The sequence below is a fragment of the Bifidobacterium felsineum genome, from assembly GCF_002802915.1.
Taxonomy (GTDB): domain Bacteria; phylum Actinomycetota; class Actinomycetes; order Actinomycetales; family Bifidobacteriaceae; genus Bifidobacterium; species Bifidobacterium felsineum.
Genome location: NZ_PEBJ01000002.1, coordinates 607,993 through 631,865, shown reverse-complemented (window position 1 = coordinate 631,865; position 23,873 = coordinate 607,993). Strand labels below are relative to the sequence as shown.

Annotated in this window: 20 protein-coding genes; 9 read left to right on the top strand and 11 right to left on the bottom strand. The window is 59.3% G+C overall.

The genetic code is table 11. The features are described from left to right. Nucleotides 1-105 precede the first annotated feature (105 nt). The gene (locus CSQ86_RS06360; RefSeq protein WP_100494237.1) at nucleotides 106-969 is read left to right on the top strand and encodes a class C sortase; all 864 of its coding nucleotides are present in this window, start codon (nucleotides 106-108) and stop codon (nucleotides 967-969) included. Between the two features lie 130 nt (nucleotides 970-1,099). On the opposite strand, the gene trhA is transcribed toward CSQ86_RS06360, so the two are convergent. Further along, on the bottom strand, nucleotides 1,100-2,032 hold the full coding sequence (gene trhA / locus CSQ86_RS06355; protein ID WP_243387668.1) for a PAQR family membrane homeostasis protein TrhA: 933 nt from the start codon (nucleotides 2,030-2,032) through the stop codon (nucleotides 1,100-1,102). Nucleotides 2,033-2,232: 200 nt separating this feature from the next. On the opposite strand from trhA, the gene CSQ86_RS06350 reads away from it, so the two are divergent. Then, complete coding sequence (locus tag CSQ86_RS06350; protein WP_165773758.1) at nucleotides 2,233-3,720, top strand: sensor histidine kinase; 1,488 nt, start codon at nucleotides 2,233-2,235, stop codon at nucleotides 3,718-3,720. Between the two features lie 95 nt (nucleotides 3,721-3,815). On the opposite strand, the gene CSQ86_RS06345 is transcribed toward CSQ86_RS06350, so the two are convergent. From CSQ86_RS06345 to CSQ86_RS10115, 3 genes are all read right to left on the bottom strand, one after another. Then, the gene (locus tag CSQ86_RS06345; RefSeq protein WP_003835265.1) at nucleotides 3,816-4,094 is read right to left on the bottom strand and encodes a WhiB family transcriptional regulator; all 279 of its coding nucleotides are present in this window, start codon (nucleotides 4,092-4,094) and stop codon (nucleotides 3,816-3,818) included. A 112-nt stretch (nucleotides 4,095-4,206) separates the two neighbouring features. Beyond that, nucleotides 4,207-5,949, bottom strand: a complete 1,743-nt coding sequence (locus CSQ86_RS06340; protein ID WP_243387651.1) for an FtsK/SpoIIIE domain-containing protein — start codon at nucleotides 5,947-5,949, stop codon at nucleotides 4,207-4,209. A gap of 253 nt (nucleotides 5,950-6,202) precedes the next feature. After that, entirely contained in the window at nucleotides 6,203-7,615 is a 1,413-nt protein-coding gene (locus CSQ86_RS10115) for an LCP family protein (protein ID WP_165773757.1), read from the bottom strand. Nucleotides 7,616-7,917: 302 nt separating this feature from the next. Between CSQ86_RS10115 and CSQ86_RS06330 the strand changes: the two genes are divergently transcribed. The 3 genes from CSQ86_RS06330 to CSQ86_RS06320 all read left to right on the top strand — a co-directional run bounded on the left by CSQ86_RS06330 (nucleotide 7,918) and on the right by CSQ86_RS06320 (nucleotide 12,938). Next, nucleotides 7,918-8,217: a WhiB family transcriptional regulator gene (locus CSQ86_RS06330; RefSeq protein ID WP_100494286.1), complete on the top strand. Its 300-nt coding sequence runs from the start codon at nucleotides 7,918-7,920 to the stop codon at nucleotides 8,215-8,217. A 78-nt stretch (nucleotides 8,218-8,295) separates the two neighbouring features. After that, on the top strand, nucleotides 8,296-11,400 hold the full coding sequence (locus tag CSQ86_RS06325) for a glycosyltransferase family 2 protein (protein ID WP_100494235.1): 3,105 nt from the start codon (nucleotides 8,296-8,298) through the stop codon (nucleotides 11,398-11,400). Continuing rightward, nucleotides 11,397-12,938 carry a DUF5719 family protein gene (locus CSQ86_RS06320; protein WP_100494234.1) on the top strand — a complete coding sequence of 514 codons (1,542 nt, stop codon included), beginning with the start codon at nucleotides 11,397-11,399 and terminating at the stop codon, nucleotides 12,936-12,938. The genes CSQ86_RS06325 and CSQ86_RS06320 overlap by 4 nt, the downstream gene beginning before the upstream one ends. A 7-nt stretch (nucleotides 12,939-12,945) precedes the next feature. On the opposite strand, the gene CSQ86_RS06315 is transcribed toward CSQ86_RS06320, so the two are convergent. Then, entirely contained in the window at nucleotides 12,946-13,374 is a 429-nt protein-coding gene (locus CSQ86_RS06315; protein WP_165773756.1) for a metallopeptidase family protein, read from the bottom strand. Between the two features lie 87 nt (nucleotides 13,375-13,461). Here CSQ86_RS06315 and CSQ86_RS06310 point away from each other — a divergent pair, with 87 nt between their 5' ends. Together CSQ86_RS06310 and CSQ86_RS06305 are read left to right on the top strand one after the other, a co-directional pair. Next, nucleotides 13,462-14,295, top strand: coding sequence for an HAD-IIB family hydrolase (locus CSQ86_RS06310; RefSeq protein WP_100494232.1), 834 nt, complete (start codon nucleotides 13,462-13,464; stop codon nucleotides 14,293-14,295). A gap of 24 nt (nucleotides 14,296-14,319) precedes the next feature. Beyond that, nucleotides 14,320-15,063 (top strand): ComF family protein, encoded by a 744-nt coding sequence (locus CSQ86_RS06305; protein WP_423734807.1) that lies wholly within the window; start codon nucleotides 14,320-14,322, stop codon nucleotides 15,061-15,063. Here the strand turns inward: CSQ86_RS06305 and CSQ86_RS06300 are convergent. Genes CSQ86_RS06300 through glgB form a run of 3 tightly spaced genes read right to left on the bottom strand, consistent with a single transcriptional unit; the run spans nucleotide 15,052 to nucleotide 19,122 of the window. Then, a complete protein-coding gene (locus CSQ86_RS06300) occupies nucleotides 15,052-16,116 on the bottom strand; it encodes a sensor histidine kinase (RefSeq protein WP_100494231.1) in 1,065 nt (354 codons plus the stop codon). The genes CSQ86_RS06305 and CSQ86_RS06300 overlap by 12 nt on opposite strands. Next, nucleotides 16,116-16,838 carry a response regulator transcription factor gene (locus CSQ86_RS06295; RefSeq protein ID WP_100494230.1) on the bottom strand — a complete coding sequence of 241 codons (723 nt, stop codon included), beginning with the start codon at nucleotides 16,836-16,838 and terminating at the stop codon, nucleotides 16,116-16,118. The genes CSQ86_RS06300 and CSQ86_RS06295 overlap by 1 nt, the downstream gene beginning before the upstream one ends. A 31-nt stretch (nucleotides 16,839-16,869) precedes the next feature. Continuing rightward, the gene (gene glgB, locus CSQ86_RS06290; RefSeq protein WP_100494229.1) at nucleotides 16,870-19,122 is read right to left on the bottom strand and encodes a 1,4-alpha-glucan branching protein GlgB; all 2,253 of its coding nucleotides are present in this window, start codon (nucleotides 19,120-19,122) and stop codon (nucleotides 16,870-16,872) included. A 177-nt stretch (nucleotides 19,123-19,299) separates the two neighbouring features. On the opposite strand from glgB, the gene CSQ86_RS06285 reads away from it, so the two are divergent. Both CSQ86_RS06285 and ispF read left to right on the top strand, forming a co-directional pair. Beyond that, nucleotides 19,300-19,893: a CarD family transcriptional regulator gene (locus CSQ86_RS06285; RefSeq protein ID WP_100494228.1), complete on the top strand. Its 594-nt coding sequence runs from the start codon at nucleotides 19,300-19,302 to the stop codon at nucleotides 19,891-19,893. Between the two features lie 135 nt (nucleotides 19,894-20,028). Beyond that, entirely contained in the window at nucleotides 20,029-20,538 is a 510-nt protein-coding gene (ispF, locus tag CSQ86_RS06280; RefSeq protein WP_100494284.1) for a 2-C-methyl-D-erythritol 2,4-cyclodiphosphate synthase, read from the top strand. A gap of 77 nt (nucleotides 20,539-20,615) precedes the next feature. Here the strand turns inward: ispF and CSQ86_RS06275 are convergent, their stop codons facing one another. From CSQ86_RS06275 to CSQ86_RS06265, 3 genes are all read right to left on the bottom strand, one after another. Continuing rightward, the gene (locus CSQ86_RS06275; RefSeq protein WP_100494227.1) at nucleotides 20,616-21,452 is read right to left on the bottom strand and encodes a metal ABC transporter permease; all 837 of its coding nucleotides are present in this window, start codon (nucleotides 21,450-21,452) and stop codon (nucleotides 20,616-20,618) included. A gap of 36 nt (nucleotides 21,453-21,488) precedes the next feature. Continuing rightward, nucleotides 21,489-22,352, bottom strand: a complete 864-nt coding sequence (locus CSQ86_RS06270; protein WP_100494283.1) for an ABC transporter ATP-binding protein — start codon at nucleotides 22,350-22,352, stop codon at nucleotides 21,489-21,491. A 119-nt stretch (nucleotides 22,353-22,471) separates the two neighbouring features. Beyond that, complete coding sequence (locus tag CSQ86_RS06265; RefSeq protein WP_100494226.1) at nucleotides 22,472-23,779, bottom strand: metal ABC transporter solute-binding protein; 1,308 nt, start codon at nucleotides 23,777-23,779, stop codon at nucleotides 22,472-22,474. Nucleotides 23,780-23,873: the final 94 nt, after the last annotated feature.

Genomic DNA, 23,873 nt, shown 5'->3' with positions numbered 1-23,873 from the left:
TGGGGTGCCAGAGTTCTGATCCCCAATACCTCCGGCCCCTGTCAGGGGACCCTTTCACTTCGGCTCCCCATATCGGGGAGCCTTATTCATACATAGGAGACATTCATGGGTGCACATACGCGGCGCAAATCATGGCGGGACAGGCTCACCAGCCTGCTGGCCGCAATACTCGTCATCGCAGGCGTCAGCGTAGCCGCCTACCCAAGCGTGGCGGACTGGCTGGCGGACGGCCAGCATGCCACGGTCATCAACTCCTATCAAGGCAAAGTGAACGCGCTCGACCAGGCCGAACGAGACAAGCAGATGGCCGAGGCCCGCAAATACAACGAAAGTCTGGCCGGAGACCCGGTCCATGATCCGTTCATTCCCGGTAGCGGCTACGCATTGCCGGAAAACTACACCAGCGTGCTGAACCCAGACGGCGATGGCGTGATGGGATACCTCACCATCAAGAAAATCGACGTGTACCTGCCCATCTACCACGGCACCAGCGAAGATATTCTCGACAAAGGCGTGGGGCACATGCGCCAAACCGCGCTGCCCATCGGCGGCACCGACCGCCGGCCCGTGTTGACCGGGCATCGAGGCCTGCCCAATGCGGAACTCTTCACCCGATTGGATGAACTCGACAAAGGAGACGTGTTCACCATCGACGTTCTGGGCAAGACCCTTGCCTACAAAGTGGTGGAAATCAAGACCGTGCTACCCAGCGAACTCGAGGAACTGCGTGCCGTCAAAGGTCGCGATCTGGTCACCCTACTCACCTGCACACCCTACGGCGTGAACACGCATCGACTCCTAGTCACCGGGGAGCGCACCACGCTCGCCGAAGCCAACAAGCCTCAGGAACAGACCATTAGCATCGTGCCGCGAGGCCGCTGGCTGCGCCGAGCCATCGTCGCCGGCGTAGTGGTGGTGGCGGCCACCGCCGTCACCTTCGTCTATACCAAGCGCAAGCCCCGGCGCTGATAGCTGTTTCGGCATTCGCCATACGTAGTTGTTGGGTTGGGTGTGCATGTCCCGACCGTAGACTTGGCCGAACGGCCTTGAGTGTGTCGGGGCGTGTACACCCAACCCAACAACGTCAACTGCTATGAATTCAGCTCCACAGGGCCACAATCACCATGTAGATGGCCACCATATGGCAGGCGTATCCGGCAACGGTGCCGCAGTGGAAAATCTCATGGAAGCCGAAGATGCGCGGCCAGGGATCCGGCTTGCGCAGCGCGTAGACAATAGCGCCCAGAATGTAGCAGGCGCCGCCGGCGCACAGCAGAATCACCACGGCAGGGCCCGCATACGGGGACTTCCAGAACAGCATCATGAACGCCAGGCCATAGATGCCGAAGATGATGTACACCACGGTGTAGAGCCAGCGTGGAGCATTGATCCAGATCACATGGATGATTAGCGCGATCAGCGTGCATGACCACATTGAAATGATGATGAAGTTGCGCCAGAACGGCTCCAAGGCGAACGAAACCGGCGTATAGGTGCCTGCGATGAGCAGGAAGATGTTCACATGGTCGATGCGGCGCAGCACATCGGTGACATGCGGGCTCCAATCGCCCAGATGGTAGCAGGCGGAGTTCGTGAACAGGATTAGCGAGGCGGTCATGAACACGGCGCATGCCCATTTGAGGCCAGCGCCTTGGGCCAGGCAGATCAGCACGATGCCGGCGGCAAGGGACAGGGGAGAGGCCACCGCGTGAATCCATCCGCGCATGGCTGGCTTCGGGCGGCCGTGCACATCCAGTCGAATCTTGCGCGCCACCTCGGCCGGGGCGATGCCTTCGATTTTGAGCGCCCTATCTTCCGCCTTGGCGAGCTTCCTACGAGCCTTCTCCTCGGCTTTGGCGCGAATGGCTTCGGCCTTGAACTGGGCCTTGGCGCGCACTGCGTCCGCCTTGGCCTGCAGGGCCTCCTCGCGTGCCTTGATGGCCGCGGCGCGTTTCTCCGCTACCGCCGGATCCACGGGCTTCACCGGTTTCGCTGGCTCTGCGGTTGTGCCTTCGTTGTGTTCCTGCGCCATATATGCCCCCAACGCTATTCGAGTGGCGAACGTCATTGCTTACGTTACCGTAACCTACGTTAACGTAAGTTTGCATATTGTCAATACCAACCCGCCATTTGGATCGGACTATGACCTAAGTCTATTCCTCCTATTCCTCTTTCAGCAGTGTCGGTCGGTCAAGCCCGGGGGAAGGCAATCGGTTGCGTATGATGGTAGACATGGCTGATTTTTCACATATTCTTGCGACCCGTCCGGATTTCGACGACGACGACCGTGAATGGCTGCATCATCTTGTGGCCGATTGGCAGGTGGTTGCCGATCTGAGTTTCGCCGATCTGCTGCTGCTGGTGCAGAACGGCGATGGGAAGTATGTGGTCGCCGAACAATGCCGTCCATCAACGGTGATGACGCTGCGCGGCGAGGATGTGGTGGGCGACGTGATGCCCGACGACATGACCGGCGAACTGGACGCCGCCATGCAGTCCAGCGTGGTGTTCCGCTCCACCGTGCTCAGGTCCGTGGGTAAGGCCACCGTGTGCAACGTGTACGCTCCGGTGCGCCACAACGGCAAGACGCTGGGCCTGGTGGTTCGCGAGACCAATATGGCCACCCGCGAATCCAACGGCCGCTACGAATCGGAGAGCATCAACGCCGGCAAGCAGCTTTATGAGATGATTCCGCGCGGACAGTTTCCGTACAAGGACTCCGTGATGAGCCAGCGCCACATCGCACGCGTGGCCGACGGTTTCATCATCCTGACCATCGACGGCGTGGTGCGCTATGCGTCTCCCAACGCCATCAGCTGCTTCAGGCGTCTGGGTCTGCTGAACACCATGCCCGGCCAATACCTGAGCGAACTGGGCACACAGCTGCTCAAGGAGAACGATCCGGTTCCCGAGACCCTGCCGCTGGTGCTTGCCGGCAAGGCCGCCGTGGACTCCGAGCTCAACGCCAATCGTTCCGCGGTGTCGATGCGCTCGCTGCCGCTGTTCGACAACAACGGACGCGTCGGTGCCATCATCCTGTGCCGTGACGTCACCGAGCTGCGTCGCCGTGAAAAGGAACTGCAGACCAAGAATGCCACGATTTCCGAGATCCACCATCGTGTGAAGAACAACCTGCAGGCCGTCTCCGCATTGCTGAGGTTGCAGGCGCGCAAGACCAAGTCCGAAGAGGTCAAGAAGGAGCTGCAGGAGGCGCAGCGCCGCGTGCAGACCATCGCCATGGTGCATGAAGGCCTGAGCCAGACCGCCGATGAGATCGTGGACTTCGACAAGGTGATTTCGAACCTGCTGCGCATGGCGGTCGACCTGGCCACGATGAAGGACCAGCAGATCAACGTGAACTTCATGGGCAAGTTCGGCATGATGCCGGCCCAGGATGCCACGCCGCTTTCCCTGGTGCTGACCGAGCTCATCACCAACTCGGTGGAGCATGGTTTCGAAGGCCGTAAGGAAGGCAACATCACCATTTCCGTGGGACGTTCCGGCCCCAACCTCAACGTGGTGGTGGAGGACGACGGCACGGGCCTCGGCTCCGAGGAGCACGGCGGTATGGCGCGATCCTCCGGTTCGGGCTTGGGCACGCAGATCATCAACACGTTCGTGACCAACGATTTCGGTGGCTCGGTGCACTGGGAGCCTCGCCGCGAGGGCGGCACCCGCGTGGTGCTCGACATGAAGCTGCGCGCCGCGCAAGAGGAATAGTTGGCTCCCACCTCTTTGATGGGAACCAATCCCACAACAAAAGAACCCTCCCGCTTAGGAGGGTTCTTGCATAAGCGATAATAAACTCGCGACTATCAGATCTGCATCTGCATGGCCTGCGAACGGCGGGCGCGCATGGCGCGGCGCTTCAGCGCACGACGCTCATCCTCGCTCAGGCCACCCCATACGCCGTAATCCTGATTGGTATCCAATGCGCACTTCAGGCAAGCATCAATCACCTTGCAGGTACGGCACACGGCCTTGGCCTCTTCAATCTGCTGGTATGCGGCACCGGTGTTGCCCACCGGGAAGAACAGTTCCGGATCCTTATCGCGACATGCGGCCTTGGCTCGCCAATCAAAAGCGCTGCTCATTGCTTGCCTCCCTTAAAAGCCACGTGGCTGTTGATATTCCTTGATTCCTACACTAGGAAACCACGAACCGTGTTCATTTTCAAGAGGTTTCACTGAGAAAATAGTGCGTATTTCATGATGCGCATTGCATGAGTTGCGCTGAAACGCCGGTGATGAGCACCGCGCGCCCAGGAGTGTCGAAATCATTGGCCGTCAGCGATGCCAATAGGGCCGAGGGAATCCCCGCCATCAGATCAGCCGTTTTCTCGCCGGAGGGAAACACGATTCTGGTGGAGCAATGCTCGGGAACACGCACATGCCGCATTGACGAGACGGCGAACACCACGCTGATGGCTGGATTGGCAAGGGCCTGTCTGAAGTTGATGGCCTGCTCGTCGGCAAGAAATGGTTCGAAGAGATCGTCGGCGTCATCCACCAGCCAGATCTGCCGCGGAGGCGATGGGGCGGTATCCAGGCGTATGGCTCGCGCGGGAGCATGAACGGTTTGCGTATGCCGAATGCCATGCATCGACCGGCTGATACGCAGCAGCGCGCCATCCATGGCGCTGACCTGCTTGGCGATGATTTCCAATATGGTGCTTTTACCGCGGCCATGGCCACCAATCACCCCTATGTTGCCGAGAGTCACATCCATATGTGCATCATGCAACGTGATGCCATCGTCGGCGACGCCGATCCAGACGCCTGCAAGATCGCGGCCTGATGGCCCGGGTTGCCGAACCGCCGTGGGCAGGGGAGCGGAGAACAATGGCGAGGCGGGCTCCATGGCCATGAAACGGGCGGCATACGCGATATTGCGGCTCATGCCGGCGATATCGCCGATAGGGGAGCAACGCAGCGCCCGCACCTGCTCGCCGTCGTTGCAATATGCGGCGCCGGGCATCGCCGGGCTGATGCGCGCGGCGCGGCCATCGCCCAGCAATTCGGCCGACTGCAATTCATCGCGCACACGCAGGCAGATGTTCAACGCCATGTTCGCCTTCATATCGGTGTCGACCTGCCCCATCGGATTCTGCGTGCAGGCGATGAGATGCATGCCGAGCGAACGGCCGAGCGAGGCGATTCGCACCAGACGGTTGATGTAATCCGGCAATTGGTCTTTGAGTGCATGGAACTCGTCGATGACCACGACCAGACGAGGCGGAGGAGAGGGAAGATCGTCGATGTATGCGGTGCGATGCTCGGCGGTGAGCCATTCCCGGCGGGTCAGTTCCGCTTCCAAGGCGCGCAGCGCACGGGATGCGTGCGCCAGATTCAGGTCGGATACGCTGCCTGCGCAGTGAGGCAGCCGCTCCAAGTCATGGAAGGCCGAGCCGCCTTTGAAATCCAGAAACACGAAATGCAGGCGGTCGGGACCGTTGCACGCGGCAAGGGCCAGACACCAGCTTTGCAGCAACACCGACTTGCCGGAACCAGTCGTTCCCGCCACCAATGCATGCGGCCCATGCCTGCGCAGGTCCACGGTGAACGGGCTGCGATCCGCCGTCATGCCGATCGGCACTTCCCATTGTGCGGTGCTGGACCAATGTGCGACGATGGTCCGCCATGCCAGTGGATCAACATGCAGGAGCTCCTCCAACTGCATGGTGGCGATGCCCCGGAACGCCTCAATATCCGGTTGCTTGCTTCCGTTGCCAGCGGCAAGGCCCGCGGCTTGGGCGTGTGCTCCGAGCGGGCTGGTAGAGGTCCGTGCGGGCATTGCGTCTCCGTCCGCCGGCTTCATGCCCGGCAATGAGACCAGCACCGAAGCCAGACAGCCCACCGCTCCGGGCAGTATCATCAACGCGTACAGCCATTGACCTTGCGCAGCCATGATCGCCATCATCATGAGCTGTGCCACTAACGGTGCCGACATGGCGAATGTCATCATCCGTGCGCGCCATTGCGCGGAAGCATGGAATCGGTGCCTGCGGGCTCGCCTGTTCCGTGATTTCGCGTTGCGATGCGTGCTGTCCTTGTGCTGCGGTGTTGCCATAGGACCAGCGTGAAGGAAAGCGCATATGGTTCGCAAGCCGAAACGGGGTATGTGGTTCTAGCTTATGAAGTTATCCACATGCCTCACACTCATAAAGGCATGTGGACCATAGGAGCGAAGGTGCAAAAGACGGTCAGCCTTCAGCCAACGTGCCTACCACGCCTGTGACGTGGGTGCCGGCAGCCAGCTGATTGAACAGTTCGGTGTTCTTCTGATCGTCGAGCAGTACCGAAGAGCCTACTCCATCAACGTAATAATTCGGGTCGGACCAATACACGCTGCCGGAAATGCCCTTGGAGCCGGTGGCATCCTTGAACGCAAGCGCCATATCGAGCAGCGACATCGGGGATGCCTTCTCATCAACGGACAATGCGCTCAAACTGGCCTCGCCCACCGCCATGACTTTCTTGGGGTTCATCAGCGTCTCCTTGCTCGAGGCCTTCTTCACCACGGCGGCGATCACCTGACGCTGGCGCTCGTTGCGGCCGAAATCACCATTGGCGTCGGAATAACGCATACGGGAGAACGCCAGTGCAACGCTGCCATTGGCATCATGGCAGCCTGCCTGCCAGTTCAAGCCGGAATATACGTCATTCACATCCTGGTCGTAGCATAATTGCACGCCACCCAAAGCATCAACCACCTGCTCCAGGCCGCCGAACTTGATCTGCGCCACATGATCGATTTTCTGGCCCGTGATGTCCTCGATCTGCTGCACCAGTACCTTCCTGCCCAATAGTTGGGCTACGGCGTTGATTTTCATGTACTGGCCGTCGATCTGCCGCAACGAGTCACGTGGAATCGAGATCAGCGAGCTGGGGCCGCTCTTGGGCTTGGTGAGCACCAGAATCGTGTCCGTGCGGAAACCGGTGACATCGCTGTTTGGGTCATCTCGCTCATCGGAGCCGAGAATCAGCCAGGTGGAGGCCGGGGTGTCGGCCGCGCTGGTGAGCCAATCAGCCTTATTCAATCGGCTGTTCACCCAACCCCAGGCGCCGAAGACGGATAGCACCAGCAGAGCGGCCACCACGGCGAATGCGCATGCTGCGATTTTGCCTGCGCTCAGGCGCTTGGCATGCGATTGCGCCACTGCGGCGGGTGCGGTGCCTCGGTTCGAGGTCAGGCCGGAAGTAATGCCATGCTGCGGCCGAAGCACAGATGCGGCCTCGGCGGAAGACTGGCGAACCGCATTGCGTGAAGAACCTGAAGAACGTCGTGCCTGAGCCGGCGCCATGCTCTTCGGAGCCGTGCCCTGCCCGGAAGAGGCGGATGAACGGCGTCTTGCGGCGTTGGGGGAAAAGGCCGGAGGCGTTGCCGGCGCGCTCGCCGCGGATGAACGGCGCGATGCGGGAGGGGCGAATGATGCGGGAACATCCTGATCCGCCGCGTTCACGGAGCGATGCGGCCGGTATTGCGGCACCGATGAGCGTGCGGCGTTCACCGCGGACGAAGGTATTTGTGCGGAGGGTCTGGTGCGACGGTTTGCCGGAGGAGCGAAGCTAGGCGGATTGATGTGCTGATCCGCTTCACCTGATTCCTGCGTCATGCAAAATCCTCCTGATGTCGTCACGTGTCTGAATGACACTTTGGCACAGCGTCTGCTGGCGATGGCTGGGCTGTGTTGTTCCTACGCAGGAACGGCACATACTCGCTGGTCCAAGGCTTGATCAAGAGCCGCATGCCGCCGAGACGTGCCGGTGCAATGCCTGCAACATCACACAAGACAGATGCTCTTATAGCACAATCTTTGGTAAAAGGAGGTATTGACACGAGAAGTAATTTGACAAACTCCAAGTAGCATGTGTGTAATTTAGGCGTATGAAAAAGCTCAAAGGCAAGGAGGATCGCATGTGGGGTGTGATCGATGATTCCGCCGAAGAGCCATTGCAGGAGTTATGGGGACTGTTCCACCCAGATGGTGATGTGTCGTGGCAGCATAAGGCGCTGTGCGCACAAACCGATCCGGAAGCCTTCTTCCCGGAAAAAGGTGGCTCCACGCGAGATGCCAAGCGTGTATGCGCCAAGTGCGAGGTGCGTGAACAATGCCTGAAATGGGCCATAGACCATGATGAACGTTTCGGCATTTGGGGCGGCATGAGCGAGCGCGAGCGTCGCCGTTACAAGAAGGAGCACAGGGAACAGGCGTAACCGGCATGGTACGTAGTGCAGGTGGCGAATCGTGTGCATACACAACCCCTTCAAGGTTCATGCGTACACTGGGAGTTTATGAGTTCAACAGCGAATAACGATATCCATAATGCATTGGCCAACGCCATGGCTGCGCGGCCTTACACGCATCGGCAGGATGTGGATGCCGGGGTGGCGGCCGTGATCACTGTTGAAGATGACACACGATTCCTTGAACCTACATTGCATGCGGTGCTGACGCAAAGCATCTTGCCCGGCGTGATAGTGATCGCCGATGCATCAGGGCACACCAGCCAATCGGTGAAAACCTCGTTCGAGGTCATTCCCTCGCCCTCCGGCCCGGTGCTGCAGGTGCCTCAGGCCAAACAGGTCAGCATCCAGATCGTGCGGGCCAAGGGGGCGCGTTCCTTCGGCGATGCCGTGACCAAGGCATTGAACAACGCTGAACTCAACGCTTCCACCAGGGCGTTCTGGCTATTGCACGACGACTCCCGTCCGTCGGATTCCCTGTGCCTGGAACGTTTGCTGGAGGCATGGCGCAATGCCCCCGGCGCCAGCATCCTGGGGTGCAAGCAGTGCGATTGGGAAGGCGAACAGTTGCACGAGGTCGGCATGTATGCCGGCAGGCATGCCGTCCATTCCCTGGTTGTCGACGGAGAGCCGGATCAGGAGCAATATGATGGCCGGCAGGACGTATTCGCGGTCTCCCTTGCCGGTGCGTTGATCTCATTCGATGAATTCAAACGTCTCAAGCTCAACCCATGGATGACCACCTACAGCGAATCCGTGGATTTCTGCCGGCGCGTATGCCTCAATGGCGGGCGAGTGGTTGTGGTGCCTAAAGCGGAGATCTCCCATCGCCGGGCCCGCTATGAGGGCATTCGCAGCCATAACGGCGAAGCGCTGGAGCATGAACACGCCAGAAGCGCCGCCATGAGCATTGCGCGTTCACAGCAGCGGTACTTCTATACCGATATCCATATGTCCGTATGGGTCGTGACATGGCTGTGGCGTTTGATCCGCAGTTTCGGCATGACCTTCGCCCTGCTGTTCCACAAACAGCCCTACCAGGCATTGATTCAGCTATGCCTGCCTTGGCTGGCGTTGACCTCCATCCCCAGGGCGATGAGTTCCCGCCGTCTTGTGGCGCGTCAAAGCAAGGTCCCGCTTTCCTCGCTTCAGGTGCTGTCCGCCGACCGGCAGCAGATCCGCCAATTCCATGAACGGCGTGAGGCATTCCGCGCCCAGCAGGGGATCGTGTTGCTGAGCCCCCTGGAGCGCGCCCACCTGCGTAAGCGTCTGATTCGTCGATGGGTGGCGGCGTTGTGCATGGCATTGGCCGCGTTCCTGGCCATAGCATTGCTGTATTGGCCGGTATTCAAGAGCGTGTTCTCGGGCGGCTCGCTGTATTCGAATCAGCTGCTGCCTACCGGTGCAAGTTTCAATCAACTGGTTCAATCCGCCACCACGCTCTGGGTCTTCGGATCCGGCACGGGCATTCCGGCTCCGCCTACGCCATGGCTGATGGTGCTGATGGTGTCCTCGCTGGCCACATTGGGCCATGTGAGCGTCGCTCTGGCATTGATTCTGTTTGCGGCAGCTCCCTTAAGCGCATTGTCGTTCTGGGCCCTTGCCGGCATCTTCACCCGTTCCGATGTGGTGCGTGTGCTGGGCGGCCTGTTATGGGCATCCACCGGTATGATGTTCGGCTGGTATGCACAGGCGAATCTGCCCATGCTGACGGTTCTGGTGTTCATGCCCGCCGCGTTCGCCTTCGTGTTCCGCGCCGTAGGCATGTATCACACGGAGGATCCGTTGAAGCCGCGCACCTCGGTGCAGGCCGCGGCCATCTCCTCACTGTGCTTCATCCCAGTGGTGGCCGCCGAGCCGCAGTTGCTGCTCGCTTTGATTGTGGCTTTCCTCGCCTTCCTGATGTTCGTGAGGCGCAAGCGCTCCGCGCTGCTGCTGATTCCCGTGCCTGCGGCCTTCACCGTGGCGCCTACGCTGGTCAACGCCGTCCGTTACGGGAGCGAAGGCGCATGGAGGCAGCTCTTCGGCGACATCATGGTGCCATCCACGGCGACCAACGGGTCGCCGGCCGCACTCAGTCTGTTTGAATCCACGAAGCGTGCGTTGGGCTGGGATCCGGCATCCATGCACGCAGTGGACATCGCGCTCGCCGTGCTGCTGGCGATCTTCACGGTTCTGGCGATAGTCTCACTGGTGCTGCCGTTCGCACTGCGCGCCTCACGTCTGATGTGGGTGCTGATCGTCTGCGGAGCGGTGCTGTCCATAGTGTCCGGCCGTGTGGCCATCGCCGTCGACTCCGGCGGAGTCATCGCGGGTTCGGCGCAACCGGGCAATCTGCTGATGATCATGGGCTTCCTCGCGTGCACCTGTCTGGTCGCCGGTGGGGCGGTGAAACGCTTCCACCCGTTGCATATCTCCGCCTCGCAGATTTCGAACGCGAACCAATCCGCCGCCGAGCGCACCCAACGGCTGATCGTCTCCGGCCGTGTCGTTCTGGCCTGCGTACTGGCGGTTTGCATCGCGATTCAATGCTGGTATGGGCTGGACCGCCATCGTGATGAAGGCCTGTCGGTCTCCGATGCCGGCCTTCCGATGGTCACCACGGATTATCTCGCATCGGGCGCGGACCATCGCGTCTTGGCGCTCAGCGCGCAGACCCGTAACGCAGTCGACTATTCGGTGATGCGCACCTCCCGCGGCGATCTGATTGACAGTTCTCCGATTGCGCGTGTCCGTTTGTTGAACGGCGAGCACTACGAGATCGATCAGAAGCTCGCTCGAGCCGCCGCATCGCTGCTGTCCAACCCGGACGAACAAGCCATAACGGATATCAGCAATCTTGGATTCGGCGGCATCTATGTCGTCTCCAACGGTCAGGCCAGCACCGCGGGCTCTCCCTATGAGCAGTTGAGCGCCAACATCGCCGCCTCCAATGGCACGCAATCCTTGGTCTCCACGGATGAGGGAAGCTACTACCGTCTCACCCTGCAGAACGTGGATGAACAGAATGTGGATACCTCATGGCAGCAGCGCACGCAGCAGAGCGCATGGCGATACGCTTGGCTGGCCTGCTTGTCGGTCATCATGGTCTTCTATTGCCTGGTCGCCGTGCCGCGCAGGAAACTGACCGACGGATTGGAGGAGGAAGCATGAGCAAGCACATTACCGCCGGGGCAAGGCGCGTGACCAATATCGTGCTCGGCGCCATCACCACCGTTATTCTTGTGGCGGCATTGGTGGCGTTGTTCATCATTCCCGGCCCGCAATCCTGGACGGACTCCGTGGCCACCACCGATGACGCCATGGACCAGACCGTGAGCCCCACGCAGGCTCAAACCTATTGCCCAGCCCCGATGGGTTTGGTGGACACCGGCACCTATGGCGATAGCGAGTTTCAGGTCTCCACCGGCAATCTGAGCACCAAAGCCCGGTATGCTTCGTTCGGTTCGGTATACAGCTCCACGGTTTCCGCACTGGGGCAGGAGGCAAGCTCCAGCGATCTCACCCTGAAGGACAACGATTTGACGGATGACGCCGATGTGAAAACCGGTGAGCAGGATGTCGATTCCTCCCGTTTGATGGACACCCGCATGCTGCAGGCCTCCGCCGGAACCGGCAGCGTGGGGTCGATCGCCTCATGGGCCGATACCGGCGACCTCAAAGGTGTCTCCGCGGCATCCTGCGTGGCCACCGCTCTGAGCCAGTCATTCCTCCTTGCAGGGAGTGCAACCGGCACCACGCAGCAGCTGATCGTGGCCAATCCTTCGACCAAGCCGACCACTGTCGACCTGTCGATCTGGGGTTCGAAGCAGTCCGGGAAGATGGCGCTGTCCACGCAGTCCTCGCTCACCATCCCCGCCGAAGGCGAATCCTCATTGGACCTGGCTGCCTCGGTGTCCGACCAGGATGGGTTGTTCGTCACGGTTTCCAGCAAGGAAACGCCTATTGCCGCCGTGGTGCGCACCGTGGTGATGGACGGTCTCACCTCCAAGGGATCGGATTTCGCCCTGCCGTTGGCAGCTTCCTCAAATACGTCGGTAGTTCCCTCGGTCAATGATTCCGATGCCGTCACCGCATATCTGTTCGCACGTTCCGATACCAATACGGAACTGTCCTGGATTACCTCGCACGGTTTGGTCCATGCCAAGGACGTTGCGATCAAGGCCGGCCAAGTGCAGGTCGTCGACCTGGGATCGGCACCCAAGGAGGCCCTCGGCGTGATGTCCACCGCTGAAGACAAGCTTTCGCTCAGCGTCAAGGCAAGCCGTTCAGGAGACGATCAGCAGGCTGATTTCGCGTTGATGAACGCCGCCGCTCCGGCCCAGTTCTCCGCGATGAGCGTTCCCGATGATGTAGCTGGCACTATCACTGTGGCCAATGCGTCCAATGCCGAGCAGCATATTACGATTCATGGTTTCGACGCCCAAGGCAATGCTGTGGCCAGCAAAGACATCACGCTCGGCGCCAACGCGGCCCAGAGCATCGCCGCCAAGGATTTCAATGAGGATGACGCCCAAGCCAGCATCTTCATGATGGAGGATGAATCAGGCAAGGTCGGTTGGAGTATTCGGCTTACGCACGACAATCTCGGTGACGGCAAGGTTGCTGGGCTCGCATCCGTCGAGTCCGTCTCCCTGATGCCGGCGACCGCTCACGTATGGGCGCGCAGCAATGCGGCAATCGTGCGCTGACCGGTAATCACATCCCCCAATCCGGATCGATTTCCTCAGGACGCCTGCCATAGAGCTCGGCTACGCGTGAGACCACTTCATCACGTATGGCAAGCTGCAGCTCCAATTTGGTTGGCGCCTCGGTCTGCATCGGCAAACGATACAACACCACACGTGCGGGGATGCCATGGGATGCCGGGAAGCATTGCGACGTCATGTTCGGCTCGGTCTGCCACGGTACCGGATCCGAGGGCGGCACATCCTCCACGGCGAATTGCAATGGTCGGATCAATTCCGGCCAGGCGTCGTTGAGCCTGCGTATCTGTGCGGCCACCATATCATCGAACATGCCGGTGCGCGTACGGTACCGTGGCATACGAATACCGAACATGGGGGTGCGTGTGCCCCTGCCATGACGGTTCCTGTAGACTCTGGCGTTCCATGGTGGTTGAAGCATGTCTCCCACCATAGGCCAAGGCGAAGGCAATATGCGCTAGGATTGGTGCATTGGGTTGCTATCTCGTCAGCGAGGAGGACACTGCGGATGGTGGTGCAATCGTGGACCGAACTTGATTTGGATGAGCTGTGCGGCAAAGCCTGCTTGTTCGGCTTTGACCTAGACAACACGCTGGCCAGTTCCAAGCAGCCAATGAAGCCTGCGATGATTGAGCGGTTCAGCGAACTGACCACGCGCATACCGGTGGCGTTGATTTCCGGCGGCAGCATGGCAGTGGTCACGATGCAGGTGCTTGACGTGTTGAATGATCATGCTGCAAGAGGCAATCTGCACGTCATGCCCACCTCCGGTTCCAGATACTACCGGTGGCAACATGGCCAATGGACGCTGATCTATGCCCACGATCTGGATAAGCCCACGGTCGAGGCCATCGAATCCAGTCTGGAACGGCATGCCAAGGCGCTTGGTTTGTGGGAGCCTGAAGTATGGGGTCCCCGCATCGAAAACCGTGGCAGTCAGATCACCTTCTCCGCATTGGGGCAATACGCTCCGGTGGCCGTCAAACAGCATTGGGACCCGGATGATAGCAAGAAGCACGCGTTGGCCGCGCGGGTCAGCCGGGATTTCCCTGATCTGAGGGTACGAACCGGCGGATACTCCAGTGTGGATGTCAGCAAGCATGGCATCGACAAGGCCTATGCCGTGCGCAAGCTTGCCGAACTGTTGGGGCTTTCGGTGGAACATATCGCCTTTGTAGGCGATCGCATGACTCCCGGCGGCAATGATTATCCGGCGGTGGAAGCCGGTGCCATGGGAATCAAAGTGAATGATCCCGCTGATGCCCTGGGCCTTATGGATGCTTTGTTGCAACGCATCGCAAAGCATCCTGATTCGCTTGATGATTCGCTTGCCGATCAGTGAAGATTCGGTTCGAACGGGGAGGGCATGATGATGCCGCGAATATCCGGTGCGTTGCAGCTGGCGTCCCGCGCATGGCGAATGACTCGAGACGTGCTGTTTCCCCGAGGATGTGCCGGGTGCGATGCGCCTGACGCCGTGTTGTGCGAACAGTGCGCCGGGCGTTTTGACCAATGCCGCCATCGCGCGCTTGAATCCGCCGGCAATGGCGCGGACAGCGAAACCCCTGTATCCGTATGGTCTGCCGCCGCCTATCAATCAGTCGCCAGACATGCGATTCTGGCTTGGAAGGACCATGATGATGTGGAACTCGATGCGGTGTTCGGCTCCATCATGCACACGCTGGGGCGTCGTTCACCTTTGGTGCCTTTGTGCGCGGGAAGGACGGTGATGGTGGTCCCTGCGCCCTCATCTCCATCGTCGATGAGGCGGCGAGGACGTTGGCACACATTGCCATTGGCCGAAGCGGTGGCGGTGGGTTTGCGTGAGCGGGGAATCGATGCCGTTGCCGCTCCAATGCTGGTGAGCACGGCATCGGGAGGCCGCTCGGTGCAGCAAATATCATCCGCCCAGCGGGCGCAACGCATAGGTGGCCATATCGCCGTTGCCAGAGGCATGATATGCCAAGGCAATGCAGTGATACTGGTTGATGACATCATCACCACAGGCTCCACATTGCGCCAATGCGTTCGGGCGTGCCGACAAAGCGGAGCTCAGGTACTCGGCGCATTGACGCTTGCGGATGCCGTGGTGGAGGATTCAGTCTTGTGAAATGTGATATTTGGGCAGTGTGATTTCGAAATCGGCGCCGCGATCGTCATCGACGACCTTCACTGTGCCGCCGTGCAATTGAGCGGCCCAGCGGGCGATGGAAAGCCCCAGACCCGTGCCGCCTGATTCGGTTCCCGGGCCTGATTTGCCCTTGACGAACCGGCGGAAAATGGCGGAACGGTCCGCGGCGGCGATTTGCGAACCGAAGTTGACCACATTGGTCACAATGGTGCCGTTGTTCGTATCCTCATGGGCGTCGATGAGCACCGTGGTGCCGTCAGGGGAGTGCTTGAGCGCATTGGCGATGATATTGGTGAACAGCTGGCGTAGGCGGTCCTGGTCGCCTTCCATGGTGATGTCCTGCGGCACATGCATCTGGATATCGTGAGCGTGCCCGCCATCGGTGATTTCCAACGGTTCGACGGTTTCATCCAAAAAGTCGGCCACATTGAAGTGCTCGATATTGAGGCTTGCGGCTCCGGCCTCCATGCGGCTCAGATCAAGCAGGAAGGCGATGAGATCGGATAAGCGCTGCGTCTGGGTGAGAATGCTTTCCAAATTGGCTGGAGTGGGGTCGGTGACGCCATCCGCCATGTTTTCGACCATGGCCTGCAAAGCCGAAACCGGGGTGCGCAGCTCATGGCTCACGTTGGCGATCATGTCGAGACGCATCTTATCCGCGTGCTCGAGTTCCTCGGCCATCTCGTTGAAAGAGCGGGCGAGCTGGCCCACCTCATCATGCCTGGTCGGATCGATGGTCACGCGCACGGTGTAATCGCCATCAGCCATGGCTTCCGCCACATCGCGCATCTGGCGCAGGGGAGCGGTGATACCGCGTGAAAACACGTAGGTGATGCCGAGCGCCACTACCAAGGTCAATGGCATGGCAATCCAACCGGACCAACCGAATTTCAGCAGGAACCAGCACATGGCGAATGCGATGGCTGTGGCGCATACGATCAGCGCGCTTAGTTCCAGTTTCAGGGACGAGAATAAATCAACCGGCTTGATGCCGAAAACGCCAAGCCGGGATTTCTTTGATTGCTTTGCCATCACTCGGTCGGAGGCTCGAATGCGTAGCCCACGCCATGCACGGTGCGAATCATATCAGCGCCGAGCTTATGGCGTAATGCCTTGACATGGCTGTCCACGGTACGGGTGCCTGAGGCATCCACCCAATCCCATACCTCCTCGAGCAGTTTCTCTCGAGTGAGCACGGACTTCGGCCTACGGGCCAGTGTGGCCAGCAGATCGAATTCCGTGGGCGTCAGATGCACCTGCTCACCATTCAGCGTGACGATACGCTGGGCTGGATCGATGACCATGGAGCCAAAGTCGAGAATTTTTTCGTTCTCGGAGTTCTTGGCGATCACCTTGGCTCGTTCCACACGGCGCAGCAGGGCCTTGCAGCGGGCGATGAGCTCGCGCATGGAGAACGGCTTGGTCATGTAGTCATCCGCTCCGGCCCCGAGGCCGATGACCTTATCGGTCTCATCGTCTCGGGCGGTGAGAATCAGCACTGGCACAGGGCGCTCGGCCACAATGCGTTTGGTGGCCTCAAGCCCATCCATCACCGGCAGCATGATATCCATGATGACCAGATCCGGCTTGAGCTGTGAGGCCGCCTGCACGGCTGACGCACCGTCGCCGGCCACACGGGCACTCCAACCTTCGGCGGTGATACGTTGGGCGATGGCGGTGGCGAGCGTCGGTTCGTCCTCCACCACCAACACCGTTCGTACAGCCGCGCTTTGACGTGCTGGGGTATTGAGCATAAAACAGTTACCTTTCAGCCAGTTGACTCGTTCAGTCTTCTGGCTTCAAGAATACAACTCCGAGGGCCGGAACGGTGATCTTTGCCGAGAACGGACGGGAATGGTATTCGCCTTCCTCCGCCTCGAACGTGCCGTTATGGATGTCGGAGCCGCCGTACTTGGCGTCATCGGTGGTGAACACCTCGGTCCACTTGCCGCCGGTGGGCAGTGCCACCTGGTAGTCGGACCATGCCTCGCCGGAGAAGTTGACCACCACGGCCAAGGTCTCGCCCTTGGTGCCGATTCTGAGGAAGCTCAGCGTATTGTGATCGGCGTCGTCGCTGGTGAGCCACTGGAATCCGGCCGGGTCGAAGTCCTGGCTCCACAGGGCCGGATTGGCCTTGTAGAAGGCGTTGAGATCGCCAACGAATTTCTGGATCTGGCGGTGCTCCTCCCAGTTCAGGCAATCCCAGTCGATGGAGGCGTCATGATCCCACTCGCCCCACTGAGCCAATTCGTTGCCCATGAAGGAGAGCTTCTTGCCCGGATGAGCCCACTGGTAGGCGAACAGGGAGCGCACGCCCGCCATCTTCTGCCAGCCGTCGCCCGGCATCTTGCCATAGACGGAACCCTTGCCGTACACCACCTCATCATGGCTGATGGGCAACACGTAATGCTCGGAGTAGGCGTACACCATGGAGAAAGTGATTTCGTTGTGGTGCCACTTGCGGTTGATGGGCTCCTCGTGCAGGTATTCGAGGGTGTCGTGCATCCAGCCCATGTTCCACTTGAGGCCGAAGCCGATGCCGCCGGCGGAGGTCGGAGCGGTGATGCCCGGCCATGCGGTGGACTCTTCGGCGATCATCATGATGCCGGGGTTGTTCTTGTATGCGGTTGCCGTGGCCTCCTTGAGGAAGTCGATAGCTTCCAGGTTTTCGCGACCGCCGTAGATGTTCGGCCTCCACTGGCCGGGTTCGCGGCTGTAGTCGAGGTAGAGCATCGAGCTGACGGCATCCACGCGCAGTGCGTCGATATGCAGGTCCTCAAGCCAGAACAGGGCGTTGGCCACGAGGAAGTTGCGCACTTCGCGGCGGCCGAAGTTGAACACGTAGGTGCCCCAGTCCGGGTGCTCGCCGCGCAGCGGATCGGGATCCTCATACAGCGGAGTGCCGTCGAAGCGGCCCAGTGCGAAGGCGTCCTTCGGGAAGTGGGCGGGCACCCAATCCATGATCACGCCGATGCCTGCCTGGTGGAACTGGTCGACGAGGCAGCGGAAGTCATCAGGGGAACCGAGGCGGGAATCGACCGCGTAGTAGCCGGTGACCTGATAGCCCCAGGAGCCGGAGAACGGGTGCTGGGCAAGCGGCATGAACTCCACGTGGGTGTAGCCCTCTTGCTTGACATACTCCACAAGCTGCTTGGCCAGATCACGATAGGTGAGGCCCTGCTTCCAGCTGCCGGCATGCACCTCGTAGATGGAAACCGGTCCGTTGGCCGGATTGGTGGTGCGGCGGTGCTGCATCCAAGCGTCATCCTGCCACTCGTAATGGGAGTCGGTCACGATGGAGGCCGTGTTCGGCGGAACCTCGTGCTGGCGTTCCATCGGGTCGGCCTTCATCTCCCACTGGTAGTTGGCGTTCAGGATGTGGAACTTGTAATGTTCGCCTGCTTCCACGCCGGGGATGAAGATTTCCCACACGCCAGAGGAACCAAGTTCGCGCATGGCATGACGGCGGCCATCCCAGCCGTTGAAATCGCCGACGACGCGCACGGCGTGGGCGTTCGGCGCCCAGACGGAGAATGCGGTGCCGACCAGCTGTTCGCCTTCGGTGCCGTTGGCGCTGCCCATCGGGTCGTCGTAACGCAGCACATGGGCGCCCAGAGCCTCCCAGAGCTTTTCATGGCGACCCTCGCCGAACAGGTAGGTATCCATTTCTCCAAGGGTGGGCAGGTAACGGTATGGGTCGTCTTCGACGATGACCTCGCCGCTTTCCCACTCGGTGCGGACGCGGTAATCAGGCACTGCGGGCTGCTTGGCGTCGCCGGCGGCGGGCACGGTGGTCACGAACACGCCATTGTGCTCATGGTGCATCGGGTATTCACCGTTCTGGGTGACGATGGTTACGGCTTTGGCAAGAGGACGCAGGACACGGATGGTCACGGTGTCGGCGTGCTTGCCGATGCCAAGATGGCCGCCGAGAACCTCGTGGGGGTTGTAGAATTCGGCGTTGCTCACGGCGTCGAGATCGCCCTGGGCAACAGGCACGGTGATGGTATCTTCTTTGATCTTCTTTTCAGTATCCATGCGCAAAAGTCTACGTGCGTAAAAGTTGAAAACGCCGTATTAACGCAGTAAATATATCGAATTTCTCGAGATTTCAGCGTGTTGAGGGTGGTGTGAGCGTTCTCATTTTCGCGGTCCATGCCGAGTGGCATAATTATTCGAGTTTTTGTGTGTGAGCCGTCAGTTCTCGGAGGGTACATGTCTTATCAAGTCGGCGATATGGTCGTCTATCCACGTCATGGTGCAGCAAAGGTGGAGGCCATCACCGAGCGGACGGTCAAGGGCGTGACGCGTGAATATCTCCAGCTGTCCGTATTGTCTTCGGATGGTTTGGTCATCAACGTTCCGGTCGACAATGCCAAGAAGGTCGGTGTGCGCGACATCGTCTCTGCTTCCGAAGTGGCTAAGGTGTTCGAGATTCTGCGTACGCCGATTATCGAAAAAGAGATGAATTGGTCCCGTCGTTACAAGCTCAATGTGGAGAAGATCGCCACCGGCGACGTCAACAAGATCGCAGAAGTGGTTCGCGATCTTGCCCAGCGTGATGTGGATGAGCATGGTCTGTCTGCCGGCGAGAAGCGCATGCTGACCAAGGCCCGTGCCATTCTGACTTCCGAGATCGCGTTGAGCGAGAAGATCGACGAGCCTGAAGCGCAGCGTCTTCTCGATGTGAACCTTGGCTATGAACCTGCTCAGCCAGGTGATGAAAAGCATCACACCGAAGAGCCGGAAGAAGCCGCAGCCGATACACTTGCCCGAGTGGCTGCCGAAAAGAAGTCCAAGAAGAAGTGAGCACGAATCCCGGTCATCATCAATGATGAACCGGGATTTTTGTATTTTGTATTGCTTGGCATTGTTGCCACGGTGCATGCGGTCAATGGGCCGCGGCATAGGGATATATTGGAGGATTCGGTGACCGACAGCAGCATGATGATTGGCCAGGGATTCGATGCGCATCGTTTCGCTCCGGCCGGAACCGGACGCCCCCTATGGGTCGCCGGACTCCATTGGCCTGTTCCGGAAGACGCTGATTCGACGGTGGCGGCTCGATACGAGGGCATCGAAGGAGATTCCGATGGCGATGTGGCTGCGCATGCCCTTATCGATGCCCTGCTCTCCGCAGCAGGTCTAGGCGATATCGGTTCTCTGTTCGGTGTCGGCGCTCAGGCGCATGGCGCCGGCATGCATGGGGCCGATATGCTTCGCGAAACGGTGTCGCATCTTCGTCAACATGGTTTTGCGCCCACTTCGGCGTCGGTGGTGATTATCGGCAATCGTCCGAAAATCGGCACCCGACGAGCCGAAGCCGAATCGGCATTATCCCAGGCGATTGGATGCCGAGTTTCCGTTACGGCCACCACAACGGATCATATGGGCTTCACCGGGCGTGGCGAGGGCATCGCCGCCATCGCCAATGCTCTGGTCATCCGTTTGTGATGTCTTTTTCTCGGTAAACGTACACTGAGTGCCGCTCAGTGTACGTTTACCGAGAGATACAGGCTTTTATGCGTTTTTTACCGTGCTTTGAGCGCAGCCGCACCTTTGGCAATGGCCCAGAACAGCGTGGAAATCGTCACGATGATGAAGCTTGGGGGAGCGGGGAACATAGCGGAAAGCACCAGCCCGGCCCAAATGGAAATCAGACACAACACACTGGCGATGATCATGGCTTTCAACGGAGAGCCGGCAAGGATATTGGCAGTCGCCGCTGGCGTAATCACCAATGCGAAAATCAGCAAAGTGCCAACCGCGGGCACGGCGATGGTGATAACACCGGCCATAATTGCCATGAATGCCACATTCATCAGTCCGATCGGTACGCCTTTGGCCTGTGCGACCTGCTCATCCAAGGAGCTGAACAACAACGGCCGATAGATGATGGCCAGCAGCACCAGCAGCAGTGCGTCGAAAATAGCAAAACCAATGATTTGGCCGTCAGTGATGGTCAGAATCGAACCGAACAGAATGGATTGCATCTGTTGGGAAGCGGAACTGGAAAGTCGCGCGAAGAACAGACCCAGACCGGTGGCGAACGCCAGAACGGTGCCGGTGGCTATTTCTCGCTCGGATATACGCTTGCCCAATGCGCCGATAATGAGTGCTCCGCCGAGGGCGAAGACACCCATACCCAGTGATACCGGCAGACCGAGCAATACCGCGCCGGTGGCGCCAGGCAAACCGATATGAGCCAAGGCATGTGCGGCGAAAGTGGAATGCCTGGCGATGGTGAAATATCCCATTACGCCGGCAGCCAAGGCGATGCACAATCCCGCCACAAAGGCGTTCGTCATAAATGGAGCGGTGAGCGTGCCCATCCACTCAGGGTCAAACGAGAAATCGATAGAAGTCATTGCTATATCCCAATCATTACCCATGCATGAATTCGATTAATTCGCACGCTTGCCGCCATGATGATGGTGATGCATTTGCGCCACTTCAGCTGCGGAGTGCATGTCTTGCTCCTGGTCGCGAGGCTCGTCGGGAGTCGGGGTCACGAACATGTCGCCTTGCGGAGTGGTGACCACCTGGACCTGTGTGCCATAGAGGTGGGTCAACAAATCGGAATCCAGAACTTTGCCCATATCGGCGTAATGGGGGTGGCCGTCCAGCAGATACACCGCGCCTGTAAGTATCGGCAGCAGCATATTGAGGTCATGTGCCACCACTTGAATGGTCATGCCCAGCTCCTGATTGAGACGGGCCAGCACGTGCACGGTGGCTCGCTGGCTGGCCAGGTCGAGATTGGCCAACGGTTCGTCCAACATGAGCAGCTTGGGGTCGCAGACCAGTGCCTGCGCGATGGCCACACGTTGACGCAGTCCGCCGGATAATTCGGAAAGCCGGTATTTCGCCTTGTCGGCGATGCCGGTGAACTCCATGGCCTCACGTGCCTTGGCCCGCTGGCCTTTGGTGATCGGATGAATGCCGAAACGGGTACCGGTGAGCCCCAGCAGCACGGACTGCTCGGCGGTGAGGTTCGAATCCACGTTCGACACATAGCTTTGCGGCACATAGCCGATACGCTGGTTCGACTGGCCCGCCAGTTTGCCCAGCACGTGCACAGTGCCGTGCGCCAGCGGCAGCAACCCGAGTTCCGCTTTCATCATCGTGGTTTTGCCTGCGCCATTGGTTCCCACGATGGCCGTGACCGACCCGTAGGGGATGGAGAAGGTGCCATGTTGCCAGATAGTATGGTCTCCACGTTTGATGGCTGCATCGTTGAACACGATGCACTCGGAATTGCTGTTCATGCCTCCGATTGTGGCAAATGATGCTGACAATCGTTCTCAATAGCGTATGTGGCTGCTGATGGCATTGTCGGCACCATGAAGAGTGCCCTGATGCAACGTGTTATGATGCGCGTTGCACATCACTTCCCGGGGTCGGTCTGGCCTGCGTTGGATGGAGTGGAACCGTCATCGGTGTTGTCGGAACCATCAGATGACGTCTGCCCATTGGCGTCGGTTGAAGTGCTCTTCGAAGATGCCTTGCATTCGCGGATGAAATTGGGAGCCTCGTCTTCTGCGGTGGAGCCATCCGAAGATTCATCAGACTGGCTCGATTGACCATCGTTGCTCGTGCCGTTACCGGTAGCGCCGTCGGTGCCATTGCCATTGTTGCCGGTCGTATTGCCGTCGCCCGAGGTACCATCGGTATTGTCTGCGCTGTCGGCGTCGGCGTCATCGGCGTCGGTGTCATTGGCATCAGCATTGCTGTCAGCATCATCCGTATCGCATCCATACGTAGGATCTACGGCGTCGATGATCGCATTGACCAGCTGGTTGATCCACGCATTGAGCGAAGTGGCATCTTTCGGCATCTGCTCGGACACATCCACTACGGGAACATCGGAACGGCCTGCGGTGCCCGTGATCATATTCGTGGCGTCACTGGATTCCTGCGTGTTATTAATGAGCACATCGATATCACGGTCTTCGATGATTTCCTGGAATGATTGCAAGTCGGCAGGAGCCACTTCGCCGCCGGAAGCAATGGATTGCGAATATCCCTTGGGTGTGGAGTCGTCGAAGCCGAGATCCGCCATCAGATAATAGACAACCGGTTCCGTGGCTGCATACGTGAGTTTGCTGTGCTTTTTGGTGAAATCGCTGGTCCATTTCTCCAAGGACTTCTCACCCTGTTGCCAGGTCTTGAGACGCTGTTGGAAATCCTTCTTCTTGCTGGGCAATGCCTTGATATACGCTTCGGTGATCGCCTCCGCCATGCCGGAACGGGCATCCTTGGAGAACCACAGATGCGGATTGTCCCCTTCCATGGCTCCGACTACGGAAGCGGCGGACACCAGGTTCGAGGACGTGCTCAGGGACTTGGTGGCCCAGGAATCATAGCCGGCGCCATTGGCCACCACGATTTGCGCTTTGGAGAGTTTGGCGACATCCGAGGTCTTCGGCTCGAAATCATGCGCATCCACATTGGTGGAATTCACAATGGATGTGACCTTCACATCATCGCCGCCCAGTTCGGCGGCCAACGAACCCCATTGATTCAGCGAGGAGACGACGGTGATCGGGCCGGTCGGTTGCTGTGCGGTGTTGTCGGCTTCGTTCGAAGGCTGTTCCGAGGGCGTCTGAGACCCGCAGGCGGCTGCCGCGAGGAGAATCAGCGCGCTGATTGAGGCAGCGGCGAATCGCGTGAATCGTGCAAATCGAGTCCCCATGGCAAGCCTTCTTCATCGTGAGATACAAATCTGACTTATTTCAACGATAGTCTACAGTTTCGATACTGTTCACCGAAACATGCAAGGAAGGGCT